Below are 20394 nucleotides of genomic sequence, written 5' to 3'. Positions count from 1 at the left end.
CATGAGTTTTTGGAGAGTTTTACTGGCAATTATATGTCCGCCATTAGCCGTTATGGGCAAAGGTTGTGGCTCTGTATTAATCGTATTTTTATTATGGCTGTGCGGTTGGGTACCTGGTGTTATTGCTGCTTTGGTTATTTTAAACAATCCGAAGTACGCAAATTAATGGTATAAAAAAGTCTGATATTTGTTTTACGCATATTTCAGAATTATTTGAAGTAAGTTGTACAGAATTCCAGTCAGGCTGTGATTAAAAATAGTCACTTTAAAACACCAAATTCTTCAATCTACATTTATTGGCTTTTAATAATTACCTTTGCGCAACGTATTGGTGGGGTATCCCATAGAGTCGTCAAACTTTTATCATAAAAAGCTAGTGAATAAAGAAGTTAAAGTTCAAGAATTAGGTGTTAAAGATTACAAGGAAACTTGGGATTATCAAGAAGCTATTTTTAAGGAGATTGTCGATTTAAAAATTAAAAATAGAAGAGAAGATACCGCCTTAGCTACGCCCAATTATTTACTGTTTGTAGAACATCCTCATGTGTACACTCTAGGAAAGAGCGGCGTCATGTCTAACTTACTTTTAAGTGAAGCACAACTTACCGAAAAAGGCGCTGCTTTTTATAAAATAAATAGAGGTGGCGATATTACTTATCATGGTCCCGGACAAATTGTAGGCTATCCCATTTTAGATTTAGAAAACTTTTTTACCGATATCCATAAGTATCTACGTTTGTTAGAGGAAATGATTATTCTAACGCTGGCCGATTACGGACTTAAATCTGAACGTAGTCCAGGGGAAACGGGTGTGTGGCTAGATGTAGGCACACCATTTGCACGTAAAATATGTGCCATGGGTGTGCGTGCCAGTCGTTGGGTTACCATGCATGGTTTTGCTTTAAACGTTAATGCCGATTTAGGGTATTTTGATAATATCATTCCCTGTGGAATTAGAGGAAAAGCCGTAACCTCTTTAAACGTAGAGTTAGGAATATCTAAAGTAGACGAAGCCGAAGTAAAGGAAAAACTACTTAAACATTTTAAAACCCTATTCGAGGCCAAGCTAATAACACTCTAATTACGTAACTTCTTAACTTCTCACCTCCTTCACCTCCTCACCTCCTTAACTTCTCGCAACTCCTCATAACTCCTCATAACCCCTCCCCAACCGCGAAGCCACAACACTTATAATAAAAATCTGCAAAGCATGGAAAAGCATCAGTGGTAATAAAATCAAGCCTACGGGAAAAGTTGCTGGGAATAATATCTCTGCGAAAACAGTACCATGAACTAGCGATTTTTTTGTGCCGCAAAACTGTGCTGTAATTTGATCTTCTCTATTAAATTTTAAAACTTTAGATATTAATCCAATAAAGAAATATACGGCATAAAAAAGTAAAATAAGCAGCCCAGCCATAATTAACAAATCAATGAAGCTCATACTGCTAAAAATGTGGTCTTCAAAAGAGTGTACAAAGCTCTTATAAATAATTAAAAGTATAACAAGCTTATCGAAGGAGGTTAATTGGTTCTTGTATTTTGCTGCAAAATGTCTTCCAAAACGCTGTAAAAGGATGCCCAAAAAAACAGGGGCAATGATGGTGATAATTAATTTGGTGTAAATTTCTGTTAAATCGAAATCTGCCGTACTTGGAGGAATAAAAAGCTCCATCCATAGCGGTGTAATCATAATACCTATAAGTCCCGAAATACTGGCGTTAAAAATAGCTGCTGGCACATTGCCTTTAGCAATAGAAACCATAACGACCGACGATGATACCGTAGAGGGTAAAGCCCCTAGAAAAAGAAACGAGAGCCATAAGCTTTCTGCTTCATCAGAATAAATAAATGGTTTTGCCGCGAGAATAATTAAGGGAAATAGTAAAAATGTAGAAGCTTGTACTACCAGGTGAAGCTTCCAATTTTTTAAACCAGATTTAATTTTATCCGGACTTAATTTCAATCCGTAAAAAAAGAAAATTAGAGAAACACCAATAGTTCCTATGGTGTCCAAGGGCACAGGGCTTGAAGAACTTCCTAATTGTGGAAAAAAATAAGCGGCTATAATTGTAGTTATTATAGCCAATACAAAACGATCAATTTTCATTAAAGGCAAGGGTTTATCATAAAAAAACCATTTTTTAAAAAGGATTAAAAAATGGTTTTTGTAAAGCTAAAATAATACTTGTTTTCTAACCGATAGGCCCAATAGGTAGTATCACTTTTTTATATAATTCATTTATAACTTGCGCCATGCCAGTATAAATTGCCGAAAATCCACAGATGATACCAACAGAACCGGCAATAAAACCAATAGTGTCGTTATGCGTATAATCGCCTAAAGCTAGTAAAAAGAATAAAATGGTTAAAGAGGCAAATACAAACTGTAGCGCTTTACTTATTTTTAAAGTCCCTACAAATAAAGCTCCTGTGAAAATCCCCCACATGACTAAATAAGATACTAACGAGGCATTTTCTGGAGCTGTTGTTAGTCCCGTTTTAGGTAAAAGCACTAAAGCAGCAAAACTTAGCCAGAAAAAACCGTAAGACGTAAAGGCGGTAGTCGCGAAAGTATTTCCTTTTTTCCATTCCATAATCCCCGCAATCACTTGGGCTAAACCACCATAAAAAATACCCATACCTAATATTATGGCATCTATTTTAAACAGACCAATATTATGTAAATTTAATAATACTGTAGTCATGCCAAATGCTAACAATCCCAATGGAGCAGGGTTTGCAGTAGCGTCGATTAATTGTGTTTTATTATTTTCCATTAAAGATAAATTTTTAGGGCGCGAAATTAAATTATTAAATCGCCAAAAAACATGAGTATTGTTAGGAGATAAAATTATTTTTTAAAAATTTATCAATCCTGTCCTAAACATTTTTGATCTAATCAAAAGTCAACGATTTTACTGGTAATTAGCCATGTTTTTTATCTTTTTCAAAAAAGAACCCCTTGTGTATAATTTTGTTTGGGGGGAGGCTGCTCGTTAAAAGGGCTATCAATCCATTTTTGCAAATCCACTTTGACAAAAAGGTTAAGTCTTATAAAAGCTACTAAATTGGACAAGTACCAATTATATTTTGCATTTGCTTTTAAGGCTTTTAGGATGAGTATAGTAATAAGAGCCGTCCATATTTGTATCATTACGGCATTTTCAGAAGTTCCTATAAACGATTTAGTATGTAGCTGTTGTTTGATGTCTCTAAAGAATATCTCAATATCCCATCTAGCTTTGTAGAGTTGGCTAATTGTGTTTGCTGTCCAAGACATTTGGTTGGTAATAAGTTCTATTTCCTGGTTATTTTTATCGTCCCATACAGCTATTCTACGTAGCTTCTTTGGGTATTTTGTTTTTGATTTAGCCCCTGTTAGCTCAATGATTTCATCTTTTAAAACATGATGATGTCTATTTTCTGGCAATTCTTTTTCTTTAATACTCTTAAATTGGATGTTTTCTTTGTGCCTAATTACAAAAAACACTTGGTTGCTGTCTCAAACGTTAAGTAACGAAAAATCATTATAAAATCGATCTGCGACAATAACCGAACGGCTAATCAAAGGAATATCGTAAGCTCCTTTATTATCTGCTGTTTTACCATCATAATCAAGCAAGGTGTGCATTTTTACAGCTCCTTTGTGGGTTTTGTATTTTGCCCAATCAAAGAGACTTAAACATAGACTTATCGTTGTAGAATCTAATAGAAATATCTTGGATTTAATTTTGAATTTAACACGTTTTAAGTGAGGGTGCTGTCCAAAACTTTTTAAAAGAACATAGTAGTAATCTCGATAAAGCGTCCAGTCTCGATGTTTGTTTTGATAGCTTATCGTTGATTTGGAAGGTGCTTTCTGTATGCCTAAATGATTAAGGTTTCCTGTGGCAGAGCGAAGTCCATTACTTATATCTCGGACGGATTGACTTTTTGCAAATTGACAAAACAACATGGAGACTAAATGTGTCCAACTATTAAATCCTTTTTGATGTTTATCTATTCCCTTGGCTTTTACAAGTTTAGAAAAACTAGAACGGTCTAATTTGGAGATTATCTGAGAGAACAATGTTATATTTGTCATGGAGAAAGGTTGTTTTTTGTTGTGCAACTCAAAAATAATATTTTGAGATACAAAATCCCTTTCTCTTTTTAAGCGTTTTGGACGCTATTGAAAATTTATATTAAAAAAGTAATGTTTATATAAACGGTCCAGTAGGTGTTACTCATTGTTTTACGAAGGTAAAAGTTTATATATTATGGTTTTTTTTCGTACATTGAACAGGAATACTTAAAACCGTTAAAATGAAAAAAACATTAGCTTTCTTACTATGTATTCTTTTTCTGCTCTTGGCTTGGTTTAGCTGGGGTTGGTATAAAGATACAGTCGTGTGTTGTGCCGAACCCGAACCGGTAGTCGAATACGGGCCTTTAATTTTTGATTGTAATACAGGTGCTGTTATTACCAATGAAAAATGGCCAGCAAAAAAACAAGAAATTTTGGATGCTCAAGTTGCAGGTAAAAAATTACTTTTAGTAGGTCCTTATTTTACAGGTGAAGAAGAGCAAGCAGGATTTGATCGTGCAGAAAAAGTAAAAGCCTTATTTACCGAATTACCGGCAGAGGATATTGAAATAGACGTACGAGCAGCTAGCGATTGTGAAGCTACTAAAGTGAAAATGCTGCACGAACTTAAATACAAATGGGTAACTCGAAATGATAACGTAATGGAGCATTTAGAAAAAACCTTAGTGTTTTATAAATACGATTCGGCCGAGGAAGTTTCTAACGAAAGTATTTTAGCTTATTTCCAAGAATTGGCAACTTTCTTAAAAGATTCTGGAGATCATATTAAATTAGTAGGACATACCGATAGTGATGGCCCTCTACAGTATAATGAGGATTTAGGACTTAAGCGCGCTAACGAATATAAATCACACTTAGTGAGTTTAGGTGTTGAAGCAGATAAAATTACCGTAGAGTCTAAAGGCGAAACCATGCCGCTAAAGCCTAACGATTCTCCAGAAAATAAACGACTTAATCGACGTGTAGAAGTGCACATCACCAAATAACAATTAACCAAAAAAATAAAATTATGAGATTATTACAAATAAGTACGACCGCTTGCGATGGGTCTGATGTATTTTGGCCATGGTTTTTATGGCTTTTAGCAGCGTTTATTTTAGGCTTTCTTTTAGGCTGGCTTCTAAAATCGATTTTTGGATGTGGAAATAGTAAAGAAGAAGAAACTTATGTGAAACAAGATTTGAAAAAAGTTGAAGGTATAGGGCCTAAAATTGAAGGTTTACTCAACGATAAAGGTATTATAAGCTATAAGCAACTTTCTAATACTTCAATAGATTTTCTTGAAAGCATGCTCGTTGATGCGGGTCCTGCTTTTATTACCCATAGAGGAATGACTAGAACTTGGCCAGCACAAGCAAACTTAGCCGATTTAGGCGAGTGGGAAGAACTCGAAAATTGGCAAAAAGTCCTCAAAGGAGGCGTTTAATATTTAGATTACCACTTTATCAACTAAACCAAAAAAAAGAGGCTGTTTGAAAAGTTAGTAAAACTTGATTTTTAAGATTTAACTTATCCCAACCGATGGTGTTATCATTAATAGGACAAGTTCATTATAATATCAGGTATACTTTTCAAACGCCTCTTTTATTTATTTCTACAGCCGAGACGAGTTGCTTTCTTTTCGGTAAATTAGTCCTCGGCATTAAAAAACACTTTGTAGTAATGCATTTTTTTCTCCTCGTCGTAGCCACGTTCTAAATATTCTGCCGAAGAATCAGGTGCATCAATATCCAGTTTTATTTGAATATTGGTATCCAACTTAATATCGGTTTTAATCTTGCGCTTTGCTTTGGTTACAACGGCTTCAGCGACATCAAACTGATTTCTAATGATGAGGTTTTGGGCACCTTCAAACTCTTTTTTGTAATCATCAAACTGTTGTTTGTGTTTGTCTTCTTCAAAAAGCTCTTCTTTAAAACGTTCTACATTCACCACTTCATTCTCTTTAAAGAAATCGATAGTTTTAGCTAAAAAGCTGTTTTTTTCTTGAGCACCATAACTGGTTTGAATAATTTCTGTCGAAAATTCTTTGCAAAGCTCAATATATTGCTGGGTGTGGTTGTTGGCATCGTCGGCGTATTTAATATTAAGGAAGTGGTTAATCCAGTACTGTGCATCATAACTGTTATTGTCCACACTTAGAATGATATTGCCTTCACCATCACTTTGGTTTAAAATCAAGCAACCTTTATCAACCTTTCTAGAACTGATACCTTTTTGTACTAATACATCGTAGCTGTTGTCTTCTAAATAGGTTTGAAAGAAATTCACTTTACTTTCAATTTTAAATATACCTACAGCATTGGTCGTGATATCTTGAAATTCGATGCCTTCAAACATCACCACTAAAACATCACCCGTTTTAATTTGTGAAGAATTTGATTGTTCATACAAATGCGTAACAATATGTTTTGAAACATCAATAAAGGCTTCTTCATCATTAAATAATTGTGCCGCATAACTGTTAATTTCATTTAATGAAATATTAGAATGATGATTAAAACGGTAACTCTGCACCACGCTGCCAAATGGTTTTAACAAAAAAGGGAGCATGAGTTCGTAGCTAGCTTCATCGAAATCTACGGTTTTCTCGGAAAAAGCATTTTTAGTATCGTTGAATTTGTTACCAACTTTATGAATTATAAATTGAGAAATTGAAGCGTTTTTTCTAGAAATCATGGCTGTGTTTTTAGGAATGCAATAGTATTAATTAATTTGATACATAATGATGGAATTTTCATCACCTTTAGTTACAAATTCCAGTTTGTTGTCTTTGTCGATTTGCTCTAATGCTATGGGGCCATTACCGTAAACTGGGAAATTAGGTAAAAGCTGGGATTGACTATCAAAAAGATATACTTTATGAGCCTGTATATCGGTAGTCGATACATATATTTTATTGTTTATGTAAAACAAACTTGGCTTGGTGTATTGTCCGAAATCTAACTCGGTAGTTTTGTCTTTTATGGTAAGTTTGTTTTCACTTTGAGCGACTAATGTTTTACTTGTGGTTTGTAAACCATGATTTTCAGAAAGGTTTAAGTTTTGTGTGGACATACCGCCTTTGGTATCTGTAGAAATCAAATGACCATCGACCGAAGTACTTGTAAAGTTGCCGTTATATAAAAACACAGGTTCATCTGAAAAACTATGGAAATCTTGTGTTTTTACGCGGGTTTTACCGGTTCGGTTTAAAATATGTAGGTTGGTTTTTGTTTTGAAAACAATATAATCCTTACTAGAAATTCTAAAGTGTTCTGGTTTGCATATAATGTCGCTTTTGGCCGAATTAAAAGAAAAACCTTTCACAAACTTCCCTTTGCTATCATACATAATCAGGTTTTTGCCTTGTGTAACTAATAGGCGGTAGTTTTTGCGTTTATCATAATCGAAAACAGCCAAGGGCTGGGTGATTTTATCTTTAAATTTTAAAGCAAACGGTTTAACTTCTTTTCCGTTACGGTCTAAAACATATACCCGATGAGGTGTGGCGAAAGCAAGTTGTAGTCTGCCGTTTTTATACATGTCAATTTGTTCGATACGACCTAGAACAGGACCTTGAAGTTGTTTTTTCCAGAGTATTTTTCCGCCATTAGATATTAAATACAAGTTGTTGTTAATGTCCTGAACTACAATTTCCTGTTGATTGGTAATGTGGTTTTTTACAAACTGTGGGGCATTTAATAAAGGGGCATCAAGCTTAATATTAAGTTCTTCTGAAATGGATTGATCGGATACCTTCGTTTTATTTTTCTGAATAATGCCATTAACATGAGCAAAATTATTGTCGTAAATAAATTGAATCATAGTAGCATTATACTGAGAAATATCAAAATTTTCGCTACCTCCAAAATTACGATCTATAATAGATTTTAAAGTCGCTCCATTATTAAATAGCAGTATGGAAGCCGCATCACTTATAGCTATCTGGCTGTTTTTGTAAAAGTCTTTTTCGGCAAGCGTGGTTTTATTTTGATAATTCGATATGATATTTTGAAGCAACTCGGTATCGTTAGCAAACACAAAAAACTGATCTAAAACACAATACTTCGTCGCTTGGCTAAAAGTAATTATTGGAGAAAACATCTGTTTGAATAATTCTGGTCGACTAAAATCGTAAATGTTTATTTCTCTATACTGGTCTGTAATAGTTTGCTCTCCTAAAAGCGCATCATTGGTGGCAATAACATCTATAGAGTTTAAAACAATAGCACGCTTGTCGTCTTCATAAATTGAGCCTATTTCAATAACATCATTAAATAAAGCAGACTCGTTAATTATAGAATCTCGACGTTTAAATACTGCCATGTTTTTTTCAAAAGTTTTGAAATTATCAAAGGTCGTACTTAAAAACCCATCACAATTTGATGGCGCTATATGTTGAATTTGATTTATTTGCGGTACGGTTCCTTTAAATATATTGATTAAACTTTGAGTCGAATCGTTGGCTTTTGAAATGCCGTTAAATAAAATGTTATTCTGATTAAGATCGATATCCAGGGCTAAATACTCTGAGAAATCATTAAAAGGAATCGAGTCCTGTATAAATAGGGATTTAAGAAAAGTGCTTTCGGGCTTAATAATAAGTGAGAGCGTTTTATCTTGGGCAGTTGTACGGTATATTTTTATTAGCCCTTCATCTTTTGGGGCGTTTTCAAAAACAGCTTCAACGAGTGCTTTTGAAGATGATGCGAAAAATGTACTGTCAATAACAGCACTGTAAAAAGTAGCATCATTAATAGTCGATTTTGTAATGGTTTTCTTTTTATAAGCAAGAGACTCTTCAAAATAACTAGGAATAGAATCTGTTGTAAATAAAGCTTTATGGTACTTGGTTATAACCGAATAGTGCAGGCTGTCAAGATTATCTTTAGAAAGACAAATTAAAGTTTCACCTTGAGGTTTTAAATAAGAAATATTTTCTAGTTGCTGTTCTAAACCGGTAAAAGCAGTAGTTTTAGAAATTTTATTAAGAAAATCATTGTTCGTAATACCACTTTTCACTCTGTTTAATTCTTGGGTTTTAATAATAACAGCCGTGTTTTCAGGGGCAAAATCTAGCAGTTCAGAACGTTTAGTATTAGCATTGGTACAGCTTAATAATATTGTAAAGAAAAGAGGAATGCAAAAAAATCTCATAGGTTGCAAATGTTTCTACAAACCTAATATATTTTTTAGTGCCTTTAAAACCTTATAACTTTAACTTTAACTGTTCTGGTAATAATCGGAAAGATTTTCGGTGGTATTTTGTAATGCCGTATTTTTTTATAGCCTCCCGATGCTCTTTGGTGGGGTATCCTTTATTTTTTTTCCAATTATACATGGGGTATTCTTCATGGATGCTATCCATATAAAGGTCTCTATAAGTTTTTGCTAAAACAGAAGCCGCAGCAATACTTAAATATTTACCGTCGCCCTTAATAATGGTTTCATGAGGAATATTGGGGTAGTCTTTAAATTTGTTGCCATCTACAATAATAAACTCTGGGAGGGTTGTTAGTTGGGCAATCGATTCATGCATAGCAAGAATAGAGGCATTTAAAATATTGATGTCGTCTATTTTTTCTTGAAATACATGAGAAACGGCGAAGCATATAGCTTGCTCTTCAATAATAGGTTTTAAAAATAAGCGCTTTTTTTCGCTAATTTGCTTCGAATCGTTTAATATGTGATTGTTGAAATTTTCAGGAAGTATTACCGCAGCAGCTGTCACAGGACCCGCTAAACAGCCACGACCCGCTTCGTCGGTGCCACATTCTAAACTTAAACCGGAATGATTATTTAATAACATGGGGCTAAAATATTGAATATTTATTATTGCCTATTGATTAATTATTATTAATTCTACCGCTATAGTTACATGTTTTCAATAGTCGCTAGCCTAGCATATAGCGTACAGCCTAAAGCATTTATTATTGTCCTTTGATTATTTATTATAGCCTATTGAATATTAACCTTCCCTCTCTAGTTCCATGTTTTTTATAGTGGTCTGTCTAGCATATGGCTTACAGCATACAGCATAACGTCATCTCTGAAACTATGTGACTTTGCAACTCTGAAGCTTCCTTCGGCTATCAGCATACCACCTACAGCCTCCAGCTCATGACCTTTTTCAATATTTAAAATAATTTCGTGCTCTTTACGTTCAAATAATTACTTTTGCTTCAAGAAAAAAATGTTTGAGCGCTGCAGCATAATCGTTAGCGTTTACCTATAAGTTTAATATGATTGTAACGTTAAAAGTGCATACTAAAAAAAGGAATCTACAATTTACTACCCTAGTTTTAGTATCCATATTTCTTTTTTGTACCAACGTTATAGGGGCGCAAGCAAAACGTCTAGGCACGACGAGTCAAGATTCTGTTCGTACTTTTAAACCTAATGAAGGCCTAGGAAATAAAAAAACAAAAAAAATAAAGGGAGATATCGACCAATATCAAATCATATCGCATGAGAATGATACGACTTTTGTAGATACCACTCTCAGTATTCAAAAAGATTATAAGTTTAATTATCTTAGAAAAGATAATTTCGGATTGATTCCTTTTTCAAACCTAGGCCAAACCTACAATACCTTAAGTTATAATTTTGAAAGCACCCAGTTAATGCCATTATTTGGTGCGCGAGCAAGGCACTTTAACTATATGGAGGTAGAAGATATTAATTATTATCGCGTGCCTACACCGTTAACAGAGCTTTTCATGAAAACTGCTTTTGAACAAGGGCAGCTTGTCGATTCTTTTTTTACCGCAAACATGACCCCTGGCTTTAATTTTTCAATAGCCTATAAAGGGCTGCGTTCTTTAGGGAAATACCAGCATCTATTAACAAGTACAGGAAATTTTAGATTTACTTTTAATTATGCCACTAAAAATAACCGTTATAATGCCCGGGGTCATTGGGTTACGCAAGATTTAATGAATCAAGAAAATGGAGGGCTAGACGAAGCTAGTGTGCTTAATTTTGAAAGTGGAAACCCCGAGTATTCCGACCGTTCCATTTTAGAAGTTGGTTTTGAAGATGCCGAAAATATCATAGTAGGTAAACGTTATCATTTCGATCATAACTATAAAATTATTAAGCAAAACGATTCTGTTGCCAAAAACACCTTAACAGTTAATCATGTAATATCTGCCGAAAGCAAATATTACCAGTACGTACAAGCAACTGCAAATACCGAGTATTTTGGGAGTGCTTTCAATGCTAGTAATCTGTCGGATAAAGTCACTCTTAAAACCTTATATAATCAGTTACAGTTAAATTATAGTAACAATTTAATTGGCGATATTCAGTTTAATGCGAGTAATACTTATTATAATTATGGTTACGATCAGTTGGTGTTGGTTAACGGTGAAACCATTATTAATAGATTAAAAGGAAGTGTGACTGCTATAGGAGGGAAGTATCATAAACGTTATCGTAGATTTGATTTAGTTGGTGATATTGGAGTTAATGTTGCAGGAGACTTCGAAGGAAATTATTTAAAAGGAGTCGCGTCCTTTAAACTGAATAAAGATATTGAAGCAGTTGCTTCTATCAACCATAGTGCTAAAGCGCCAAATTTTAATACTTTATTATATCAAAGCAATTACTTAACCTACAATTGGCACAACGATTTTTCTAATATCGAAACCCAGCAATTGGCTTTTAAATTAAATTCCGATAAATGGGTTGATATTTCAGTCGATTTTACTTCTATAGGCAATTATATTTATTTTACAGAAAACCCAACTTCAGGGCAGATAGCTCCATTTCAAAACGACAAAACCATAAGTTATTTAAGACTGCGATTAGGAAAAGAATTTCGAGTAGGAAAGTTTGCGCTTAATAATACCATAGAATATCAAAAAGTAGACGATGAGAGTGGCGTTTTTAATGTCCCAGAATTCAATACTCGAAATACTTTGTATTTTTCTAGTCATTTGTTTAATAAAGCCTTGTTCTTGCAAACAGGATTAACCTTTAATTACTTTACAAAGTATTATATGAATGCCTATAATCCGGTTTTGGCAGAATTCTATGTTCAAAACATCAGAGAATTTGGAAACTTTCCAAGGTTCGACTACTTTATAAATGCTAAAATTCGGCAAACCCGCCTTTTCTTAAAGGCAGAACACTTCAATTCTTCATTTACAGGGAATAACTTTTATTCGGCACCAAATAATCCATACCGCGATTTTACTGTACGCTTCGGTGTGGTCTGGAATTTCTTCTTATAATTTTTTTTATGGTTATAAAGGTGTTCTTGGTCTGTTTGGTCAATTGAAATGCTTCGTTATAATGGATTAATAATTAAAATCATCATTTAAACAGGTTCGTGTGTGTTTTCTAGGATAGAATATAATTTTAAAAATATTATTGTCCGATAAAAAACAGAATTAGCTAAAAAAGCTTTGGTGTTGGCCTTTTTTATTGATCGCACTCTTTATTTTGAAAACAGAACCTCCTTATGGGTCAAAAAGGCTTAATTGCCCAATGTTTTTGGTTGTAATCTCTTCCCAATTAGCTTCTGGGTTTTTCAGGAATTTGAACAAATCGATATATGTCATCAAATGGTATCGTATGACGGACATCATATTGGAATAAGCCCAGTTTCTTTGGGTTTTTCTTTGGATCACAAGCATAATGAGCTGGATTATCAAACTGACCCAGATTTGTATTTCGATGGCATTTTGATTGTCTCCCAAAAAATACTTTAGCGGAAAGTTCTGTTTAAGCCGCTTGAACATCGTCTCAATCTGCCACCTATTTTTATAGATGTCGGCTATTTTGTCTGCATCAAGATCATAATTATTAGTGATGAACTCATAAACTTTTTGGTGCTTTTCGTGCCAAAAAGCGATTCTCCTCAGGGAAAAAGCGTGGTCGTGCGTGGCCGCGCTTGAAAACTTAATCAGACAAGGAACGTCTTCCATGGCGTTTATCATAGTATGCATCTTGATACCTCCTTTCTTTTTGCTGTTGAGCGGGTTCCTTCCTACACCTTTAAGAATGTCACTAAATAGGGGTATGGTCGAGGAATCAACGATTTTAAGGTTCTTCACTGCAGGTTCTAAGGGTCTGCTGTCCGATAAAAAGCGATGGTAACGTTTGTAGAGTAAATGATAAATATCGGCAAATACTTCAGAGCTTCTTCTCCTGTTAGCATCTGACAAGGTACTGCGTTTTGGAAAGTCCGTGAGTCCTAGATGGTTGATCTTTCCCTCGCAGGCAAGCATAATACTGGAAACCTCACGAAGTGAGCTACAGCCACTGATCACGGTAAATACCATAGTGGCCAAATGCTCATAGGTGGTAAACTTTTTGGTATAGCGATCGCTGTTGTGCTTTTTGGCTGTCCGATGAACATCTTTGGGCAAAATGAAATTTAATACCTGTTTGATTATGGGTTGTCCGCTAAAGTTTTTACTTTTATTCATATCTTGGATGTGTGATAACTTCAAGATACAAAATAAGCGGGAAATCCTATCTTGGAAATCCCGCTTTTAAAATCTTTTATTGGACACTAATGATAAAAAAACAAAAAACCAAGACTGATATTTAATCAATTCTTGGTTTTTAATATCTGAGTATTACTCAATTGAGCTAAATTCTGAATGTGCCTTTTTATGTTTTATAGAATAGCCTGTAATTTATCTTGTTTAATAAAAGCATCTAGTAGTGCAGATACGTGTCATATATTGCGATGAAAGCACTAATTTTAAAAGTTAATACCAGCGTTTCTTTTTCTTTTTTGAAGCCTCACTTTTTCGCCCTTTTTTGTGTTTACTTCCCGTTTTTTTGGATTTATGAACAATAGGCTTGGCCTTGGGGTCTAATGGATATGGGTGGTCTTCAATAACGTCTAATTGGATTTGAATGAGCTGTTGTATGGTTTGTACATAAGTCTTCTCATCAGCAGAACACAGCGAATATGCTACGCCTGTATTACCCGCTCTAGCCGTTCGTCCAATACGATGGACATAGGTTTCAGGGATATTTGGTAAATCAAAGTTAATAACAGCATCTAAATCATTGATGTCAATGCCACGCGCTGCAACATCGGTAGCTATTAAAATATTAGCATCCCTATTTTTGAATTTACTTAAAGCATCCTGTCTTGCAGTCTGACTTTTGTCACCGTGGATACTTTCTACTTTATAACCATTTTTAAGCAAGGTTTGTTCCAGTTTTTCAACGCCAAATTTGGTACGTCTGAAAATGATAATATGGCCTTTAATCGTATTTCTTAGTAAGTGTAAACACAACTCAATTTTATTGCGTTTAGGCACATAATAAAGCAATTGATTAACATTTTTTGAGGTTGAAGCGTTCTGAGCAACTTCAATACGTTCAGGGTTATTTAATATTAAATTTGCTAATTGTTCTACCTTGTATGGAATAGTTGCCGAAAAAAGTAAAATTTGTTTTTCTTTGGTGCAAAGGCGTTCAATTTTTTTAACATCATCAATAAAACCCATGTCTAACATCAAATCGGCTTCATCTAAAACAAGCGTTTCAACATAATCTAAATTGACAATATCTTGTTTGTGTAAATCTAATAATCGACCTGGAGTTGCTATTAAAATATCGACTCCTTTTTTTAAAACTTCCTTTTGAGGTTCAATTGAAATACCACCGTAAACAACCGCTGTTCTTAAATTAGTATAGGTGCTATATTTATTAAAGTTGTCGCTAATTTGTGATGCCAATTCTCTGGTAGGGCTTACAATGAGGGCTTTTACTTGTTTACCTTTTTTTGGGGCATCTTGTCGGTCAAATAAAGATTGAAGTATAGGCAGAGCAAAGGAAGCTGTTTTCCCTGTTCCGGTTTGAGCCGAAACAATCATATCCTTTTTTTCTAATATTAAAGGGATGGTTTTTTCTTGAACTAAAGTCGGATTATCATATCCAGCTTCAGCTACAGCTCTTAAAATTGGCCTGTTGAGTTTTAAATCTTTAAATGACATGTAGAAAGTTTCCGCAAAGATAGTGGAAATTGTGTTGGCTTTCCTTTAGCGGAAAAAATAAGAATATGATTCTTTTTTATCTGAAAGTGATTTCATTTTTATAAAACCAAAAGTCCGTTTTCCCTTAAAGTCATAATAGGTTTTGAAAACCAGAACAATTCAAAATTGTCAAAATGGCTTTCAAAATCTTTTTTCAATTCGGAAAGCGTTAGTAATTGCTCATTATTTGGTGTGAGTTTACCAAAGATATCTGTAAACCAATCGCCATGATTTTTGTTGAGCGTTATATCGATCGTATCCGTTTTTAAATGAAATGAGAGTTTTAAATAGGCATAAGTATTTCCTTTTTTAGTTTTTGAAAATTCACTAACTAAAGGGTGTGATCCTAACCAAAGGACTTTTCCTCGTGGTTTTAATTTGAAATCTACAGGTGTTTCTAGGCTATCATAAATGAAATCACGATGAATAGTGGTGTGTGGAATTTTAAAATCAAACCAATCTTGTAGAGGTAAATCGAATCCAATACCGTGCATGAAATTAAACAAGGATTTTTTTAATCCGAAACTAAACATGTGGTGGTCTATGCCTGTATTGTCTGAAAAATCGATATCGTTGTTTGCAAAGCTGATGTTCTTATAGTGCGGAGTAATGTTATAAGCGTCTGGATTTTGACCAATGGGACTGTGAGCTGTAAGAGCAAACTGATGCCAGAAGCCAGACTGAATAATGCCAAGTTCAAACAATTGGCGCACCATTTCTAAGCTATCAACCGTTTCTTGAATGGTTTGTGTTGGGTAACCGTACATGAGGTAACTGTGTACCATGATGTTTGCTTCGGTGAAATTGCGGGTCACTTGGGCAACTTGCTCCACGGTAACCCCTTTGTCTATCAATTTTAGTAAGCGATCGGAGGCTACTTCCAAACCTCCAGAAACGGCAATGCAGCCAGAAGCTTTTAAAAGCTGACATAAATCGTGGGTGAAATTTTTTTCAAAACGAATATTTGCCCACCAAGTCACCGTCATTTTTCGTTTTAAAATCTCTAGAGCTAGAGCTTTCATAAGGGAAGGAGGCGCGGCTTCATCTACAAAATGGAATCCGTTTTCTCTTGTTTGAGCTATGATTTGCGCCATACGATCCACCAATAATTTAGCGGTGATAGGTTCGTAGATTTTAATGTAATCTAATGATATGTCACAAAAAGTACATTTCCCCCAGTAGCAACCATGTGCCATGGTAAGTTTATTCCATCGGCCATCACTCCATAAACTGTGCATGGGATTTGCAATTTCAATTACCGAAATGTATTGGTCTAGGTGTAAATCGGAATAGTCGGGAGTCCCTATTTCAAGCTGTTTATAATCAGGTTTGGGGCTGTTATTTTTATATGAAACCTTACCGTTTTCTAGTAAAAAGGTGCGTTTGTAAAGTGGAGGAGAATCGTTTCCAACGAGGTTGTGGTATAATAATTCGATGGGTAATTCACCATCATCTAGAGTGATGAAATCGAAAAATTCAAAAACTCGAACATCGGTTAATGACCGTAATTCAGTGTTTGGAAATCCGCCACCCATGGCGATTTTAATTTCAGGAAAATGAGTTTTAATATATTGAGCACAACGAAAAGCACTGTACAAATTCCCTGGAAAGGGTACCGAAAAACAAATTAACTTGGGTTGTGTAGCTTTAATGCGATTATCAAGAATGTCAAGTGTTATTTGATCGATGTAAGTGGGCTGCTCTTCTAAATTCGAATAGAGTTCATTAAAACTATGAGCACTCTGACCTAAACGCTCAGCATATCGGCTAAATCCAAAATTATCATCGATGCATTCAATAATGAAATCGGATAAATCTTCGAGATACAAAGTGGCCAGATGCTTGGCCTTATCTTGAAATCCCATCGAGCCGAAGGCCCAGTCCATATCGTCCAACTGATTGAAACGCGAGGCACGAGGTAAATAATGATCGGTGCAAATTTGTCGAGCTAAACTCTGGTTTTTGCCCTGAAGAAATTGGATGATATCATCTAAAGGGGCTAAATAGGCCTCTCTTAGGGCGTAAATACGCTGACAATTATCTGATACAATGCGTTGGTTTTTGGCAGCTAAATGAAATAATTCCTCGAAGGTTTTTTTATTGAATAATTCTAAAATAACTTCAATACCCAAATCCATTTGAAAAGCACTAATGTTTTTCGTATTAAGGAAGCCTTTCAAGTATGCCGTAGCAGGGTAGGGCGTATTGAGTTGTGTAAAAGGCGGGGTAATAAGTAAGAGGTCTTTCAAAATTTATGCAATATATAGGCACAAAGATAATTGAAAAGGAATTAGGGATGTTGTTTTAAAATAACAATAGATAGTTTCAAAAAGGAACCTTAGTATTTTGAATAGGAGCTGAAAAGTAGTATTATTCCGAAAAGGATCTTTTAGACATGAATCTTTTTAATCTTCATGGCATTCCATGTGTTGTCTATGGCGATTAATTTAGTGGGTTTTAAACGGTAATCGCCTAAAAAATCCCAGTCTAGCTCGATATGTAATTTTGAAATTTCACTAATAGAAGTATCATTAGGATAAAATACCCAAACTACAGAATGGTCTAACAACCTTGGGAATAAGGTGAGCATTTGATTGATAAATTCATCTTTGGTTTGTGAGAACACCAAAGCACACTCCACACAGGAAGTGGTTACAATAGATTCTGAATATGAAATGTCTTTGAAAGTATCATCAAAAGATTCCGGTTTGTTCAGAATATAAATATCGCTATACTGCTGTAACTTTAATTTTTTTGTTGTCTTGCTCATAAACTAAAAGTACAAAAAAATGAGATACAACAAAACCTAATTTTTATAAAATAGTAAGTCTTTAATCTATTAGCTTTTTAACATCATTTCGAAGCTTTGGAGCTAAGGCTTCGTTATTTGTGGCTTTTAAAAGCAGGTCTTGGTTTTTAGTTTTGTCAAAAATTAAATGGAAGAGTTCTGAGGTGGTTAGGCTGTTTTCTGCTGGCTTAACCAAGGTAAATGTATCTCCGTTTTGCACATGGCCTTCTTCTATTACTCGGATATAGGTACCACAAAAACCATGATGTATGAACTGTTTTAAAACCTCTTGTGTTTTAAACTTAACGCCCAATTTAAAACAAGGCTCTCGGTGTTCGCTAATCTGTACTAAAGCAGTTCCCACACGGTAAATATCTCCAACCTGAATTTTAGTTTCATCTAAACCTTCTACAGTTAGGTTTTCACCAAACATGCCGTAATTCCAGTTTAAATTTGGATAAAGTCCTTTCCAGTACGGATAATGATCTTTTGAGAATAAATAACATGCCTTAAATTCACCTCCATGATACTTTCTGTCGGTTACGGTATCGTTTTCAACATCACTGTGTCCTAGAAAAATGGCTGAAGCTGTTGGGGTTTTAAAAATGCCCGTGGTTACTTCTTCATTGTTCCAGATAATCGTGGTTGGCTTGGCGGTATTGGTAGATGTTATTTTCAAAAGATATTTTTTAAAATAATTAAAATTGAACTGATGTCAAAATTAATAAAAAAAGCTACTTTCAGGGTAGAAGTAGCTTTTTTTAGATCAGAGGTGTCTGTTTCATTATAACAGCACTGAAATTTATATAGGTTGCAATTTTTTAATTTATTTTAACAAGTTCCACCTCAAAAATAAGAACGGCTCCAGGAGGAATACTTCCCTGTCCTGCATTTCCGTAAGCTAAATGGGCAGGGATGTACAAAGTAGCGCTACCACCTTCATTAAGCATGGATATCCCTTCAGAAAATCCTTTAATGACTCTAGATAAATCGAAACTCACTTCAGAAGTGCTTTTGTCAAACTCTTTTCCATCTAAAAATTCTCCCTTGTAAGTAACACTTACAACATCGGTTTCTTTGGGTTTATCACCTGTTCCTTGGTTATGAATCTTGTAGTGCAAGCCCGAGTAGGCCCTAGTAACGTTTTCAATATTGTTTTCTTCTAAATAAGCTTTAATGTCTTTCTCGTTTTCGGTAGCATAATTCACATAAATGAGTTCGATATCAAAAATAATGACTGAGCCTCTTGGGATATTTCCTTTATCTACATCGCCATAGGCCAAATGAGCAGGGATGATTAAAGTGCCTTTTCCACCCTCTTTCATATACCCAAGTCCTTCAACCCACCCTCTAATAAGGTAGTTTAGAGGAATAGATATGCCTTCTTCATTTTCTTCGAAAACCGTACCGTCGGTAAAATATCCTTTATAGGCAACCTTTACACGGTCGTCGGCTTTTGGTACTGCTCCTGTTCCTTGGTCTTCAATAATATAATATAAACCAGTACCACTTTTTTTAGCATCTAGGTTGTTTTCACTGAGGTAAGCTTGAATTTCTGCATCATTCTCAGCCGAATAATCTTTTGGTGCTTCGTCTTTTTCACAGGCAGTAAAAAGTACAAGGGCACAAATAAATAGGAATTGTTTCATGGGTATTATTTTGTGTTATTAATTAGGGGGTATCTTAATAGCGGAATTATTAAACGTTTTAGTCTGCTTTATTAAAACGTAGGGTTTCGTGACCTTCAGAATCATAAAAATAAAGCGTTAAACCATCTCTCTTATAGGTTGTAGAAAGGGTTAAAGATTTGCTAAAACGATCAGGAACTTCCATATTGGGGCACATTTTTCTAGTCATAGCAATAGGACCCAACGCTATGGTGTTCGTGTTAAGTTTTTTGATGCTTCCCGAGAAATTATTACAACCATCGGTACCTGAAATCATGAGTTTGGCGATGTTGATTTCTAAGTAGGGTGGCTCATTATTATTCGTGTCAAGGGCAACGCCTTCAACGTGGGTAGCGGCCCAAATATCGTTTAAGATCATTCTGGGGTCGTCCTTTTTTTCTAAAACTTTCACCAATTTGTACTTGATGGAAGAAGCGTCGGCAGGTACGTCATTTTCATTCAAATGAATTTCACACACTGCTATTTTTTGAAACAAACCGGGTTCAAAGTTAAAGTCTTCAATCGTACTGTAAAAGTAAGTCCATTCAGCATTTTCAATATCATCGCCTTTATAAATTTGTAGGCATTGGGCTTTCCCTGCTCCAGCATCGCATTCTGCCTTCATGCTGTTTATCCAAAAGCTGGTGTTTTTAGTGCTGATAGGGCTGCATGACATGTTTATAATAGTCAATAGAATGATAGCTGAAAAGGTTTTAATCAATTTCATAGACGGAATTTTGTTATTAGATGTGATATGTTGTAAAAGGTTGCGCAAAGGTTGAAAAAATATTCCTTAAAAAAATCATAAAAAAAACCACTTTGTAAAATCAAAGTGGTTTTTGGGTTTTATTTCCGCGAAAG

Annotated in this window: 17 protein-coding genes and 1 pseudogene; 5 read left to right on the top strand and 13 right to left on the bottom strand. The window is 34.8% G+C overall.

Features of this window, described 5'->3' with window-relative positions; all coding sequences use genetic code 11:
* Nucleotide 1: 1 nt before the first annotated feature.
* A complete protein-coding gene (locus C1A40_RS01815) occupies nt 2-166 on the top strand; it encodes a YqaE/Pmp3 family membrane protein (protein ID WP_102994397.1) in 165 nt (54 codons plus the stop codon).
* Nucleotides 167-376: 210 nt separating this feature from the next.
* Nucleotides 377-1081, top strand: coding sequence for a lipoyl(octanoyl) transferase LipB (lipB, locus tag C1A40_RS01810; RefSeq protein ID WP_102994396.1), 705 nt, complete (start codon nt 377-379; stop codon nt 1079-1081).
* A gap of 63 nt (nt 1082-1144) precedes the next feature.
* Here the strand turns inward: lipB and C1A40_RS01805 are convergent, their stop codons facing one another.
* From C1A40_RS01805 to C1A40_RS01795, 3 genes and pseudogenes are all read right to left on the bottom strand, one after another.
* The gene (locus tag C1A40_RS01805) at nt 1145-2110 is read right to left on the bottom strand and encodes a bile acid:sodium symporter family protein (protein WP_102994395.1); all 966 of its coding nucleotides are present in this window, start codon (nt 2108-2110) and stop codon (nt 1145-1147) included.
* A gap of 85 nt (nt 2111-2195) precedes the next feature.
* Nucleotides 2196-2780 (bottom strand): acetate uptake transporter, encoded by a 585-nt coding sequence (locus C1A40_RS01800; RefSeq protein WP_102994394.1) that lies wholly within the window; start codon nt 2778-2780, stop codon nt 2196-2198.
* A gap of 170 nt (nt 2781-2950) precedes the next feature.
* Nucleotides 2951-4087: pseudogene (locus C1A40_RS01795) on the bottom strand (IS4 family transposase).
* Nucleotides 4088-4308: 221 nt separating this feature from the next.
* On the opposite strand from C1A40_RS01795, the gene C1A40_RS01790 reads away from it, so the two are divergent.
* Together C1A40_RS01790 and C1A40_RS01785 are read left to right on the top strand one after the other, a co-directional pair.
* Nucleotides 4309-5076 (top strand): OmpA family protein, encoded by a 768-nt coding sequence (locus C1A40_RS01790; protein ID WP_102994393.1) that lies wholly within the window; start codon nt 4309-4311, stop codon nt 5074-5076.
* A 23-nt stretch (nt 5077-5099) separates the two neighbouring features.
* Nucleotides 5100-5516: a hypothetical protein gene (locus tag C1A40_RS01785; RefSeq protein WP_102994392.1), complete on the top strand. Its 417-nt coding sequence runs from the start codon at nt 5100-5102 to the stop codon at nt 5514-5516.
* Nucleotides 5517-5719: 203 nt separating this feature from the next.
* Here the strand turns inward: C1A40_RS01785 and C1A40_RS01780 are convergent, their stop codons facing one another.
* Genes C1A40_RS01780 through C1A40_RS01770 form a run of 3 tightly spaced genes read right to left on the bottom strand, consistent with a single transcriptional unit; the run spans nt 5720 to nt 9881 of the window.
* The gene (locus C1A40_RS01780; protein ID WP_102994391.1) at nt 5720-6769 is read right to left on the bottom strand and encodes a nucleoid-associated protein; all 1050 of its coding nucleotides are present in this window, start codon (nt 6767-6769) and stop codon (nt 5720-5722) included.
* A gap of 27 nt (nt 6770-6796) precedes the next feature.
* Nucleotides 6797-9229, bottom strand: coding sequence for a ribonuclease HII (locus C1A40_RS01775; RefSeq protein ID WP_102994390.1), 2433 nt, complete (start codon nt 9227-9229; stop codon nt 6797-6799).
* Between the two features lie 52 nt (nt 9230-9281).
* Nucleotides 9282-9881: a ribonuclease HII gene (locus C1A40_RS01770; RefSeq protein ID WP_102994389.1), complete on the bottom strand. Its 600-nt coding sequence runs from the start codon at nt 9879-9881 to the stop codon at nt 9282-9284.
* A 433-nt stretch (nt 9882-10314) separates the two neighbouring features.
* Between C1A40_RS01770 and C1A40_RS01765 the strand changes: the two genes are divergently transcribed.
* A complete protein-coding gene (locus tag C1A40_RS01765) occupies nt 10315-12309 on the top strand; it encodes a putative porin (RefSeq protein ID WP_102994388.1) in 1995 nt (664 codons plus the stop codon).
* Between the two features lie 228 nt (nt 12310-12537).
* On the opposite strand, the gene C1A40_RS01760 is transcribed toward C1A40_RS01765, so the two are convergent.
* The 7 genes from C1A40_RS01760 to C1A40_RS01730 form a co-directional block, all read right to left on the bottom strand.
* On the bottom strand, nt 12538-13509 hold the full coding sequence (locus C1A40_RS01760; RefSeq protein ID WP_102994387.1) for a DUF4372 domain-containing protein: 972 nt from the start codon (nt 13507-13509) through the stop codon (nt 12538-12540).
* 288 nt (nt 13510-13797) lie between these two features.
* Nucleotides 13798-15039: a DEAD/DEAH box helicase gene (locus C1A40_RS01755; protein ID WP_102994386.1), complete on the bottom strand. Its 1242-nt coding sequence runs from the start codon at nt 15037-15039 to the stop codon at nt 13798-13800.
* Between the two features lie 98 nt (nt 15040-15137).
* Nucleotides 15138-17327 carry a B12-binding domain-containing radical SAM protein gene (locus C1A40_RS01750; RefSeq protein ID WP_102994385.1) on the bottom strand — a complete coding sequence of 730 codons (2190 nt, stop codon included), beginning with the start codon at nt 17325-17327 and terminating at the stop codon, nt 15138-15140.
* A gap of 140 nt (nt 17328-17467) precedes the next feature.
* Nucleotides 17468-17848, bottom strand: coding sequence for a hypothetical protein (locus tag C1A40_RS01745; RefSeq protein ID WP_067148745.1), 381 nt, complete (start codon nt 17846-17848; stop codon nt 17468-17470).
* 61 nt (nt 17849-17909) lie between these two features.
* Complete coding sequence (locus C1A40_RS01740; RefSeq protein ID WP_102994384.1) at nt 17910-18545, bottom strand: MOSC domain-containing protein; 636 nt, start codon at nt 18543-18545, stop codon at nt 17910-17912.
* Between the two features lie 142 nt (nt 18546-18687).
* On the bottom strand, nt 18688-19515 hold the full coding sequence (locus C1A40_RS18720) for an FKBP-type peptidyl-prolyl cis-trans isomerase (RefSeq protein WP_158651240.1): 828 nt from the start codon (nt 19513-19515) through the stop codon (nt 18688-18690).
* A gap of 58 nt (nt 19516-19573) precedes the next feature.
* Nucleotides 19574-20158: a DUF4377 domain-containing protein gene (locus C1A40_RS01730; protein WP_158651239.1), complete on the bottom strand. Its 585-nt coding sequence runs from the start codon at nt 20156-20158 to the stop codon at nt 19574-19576.
* Between the last annotated feature and the right edge of the window lie 236 nt (nt 20159-20394).

Origin of the sequence: Tamlana carrageenivorans, assembly GCF_002893765.1 — a bacterium.
Lineage (GTDB): Bacteria > Bacteroidota > Bacteroidia > Flavobacteriales > Flavobacteriaceae > Pseudotamlana > Pseudotamlana carrageenivorans.
Note: the sequence above shows the minus strand (reverse complement) of the source record. Positions and strands in the feature narration are given on the sequence as shown.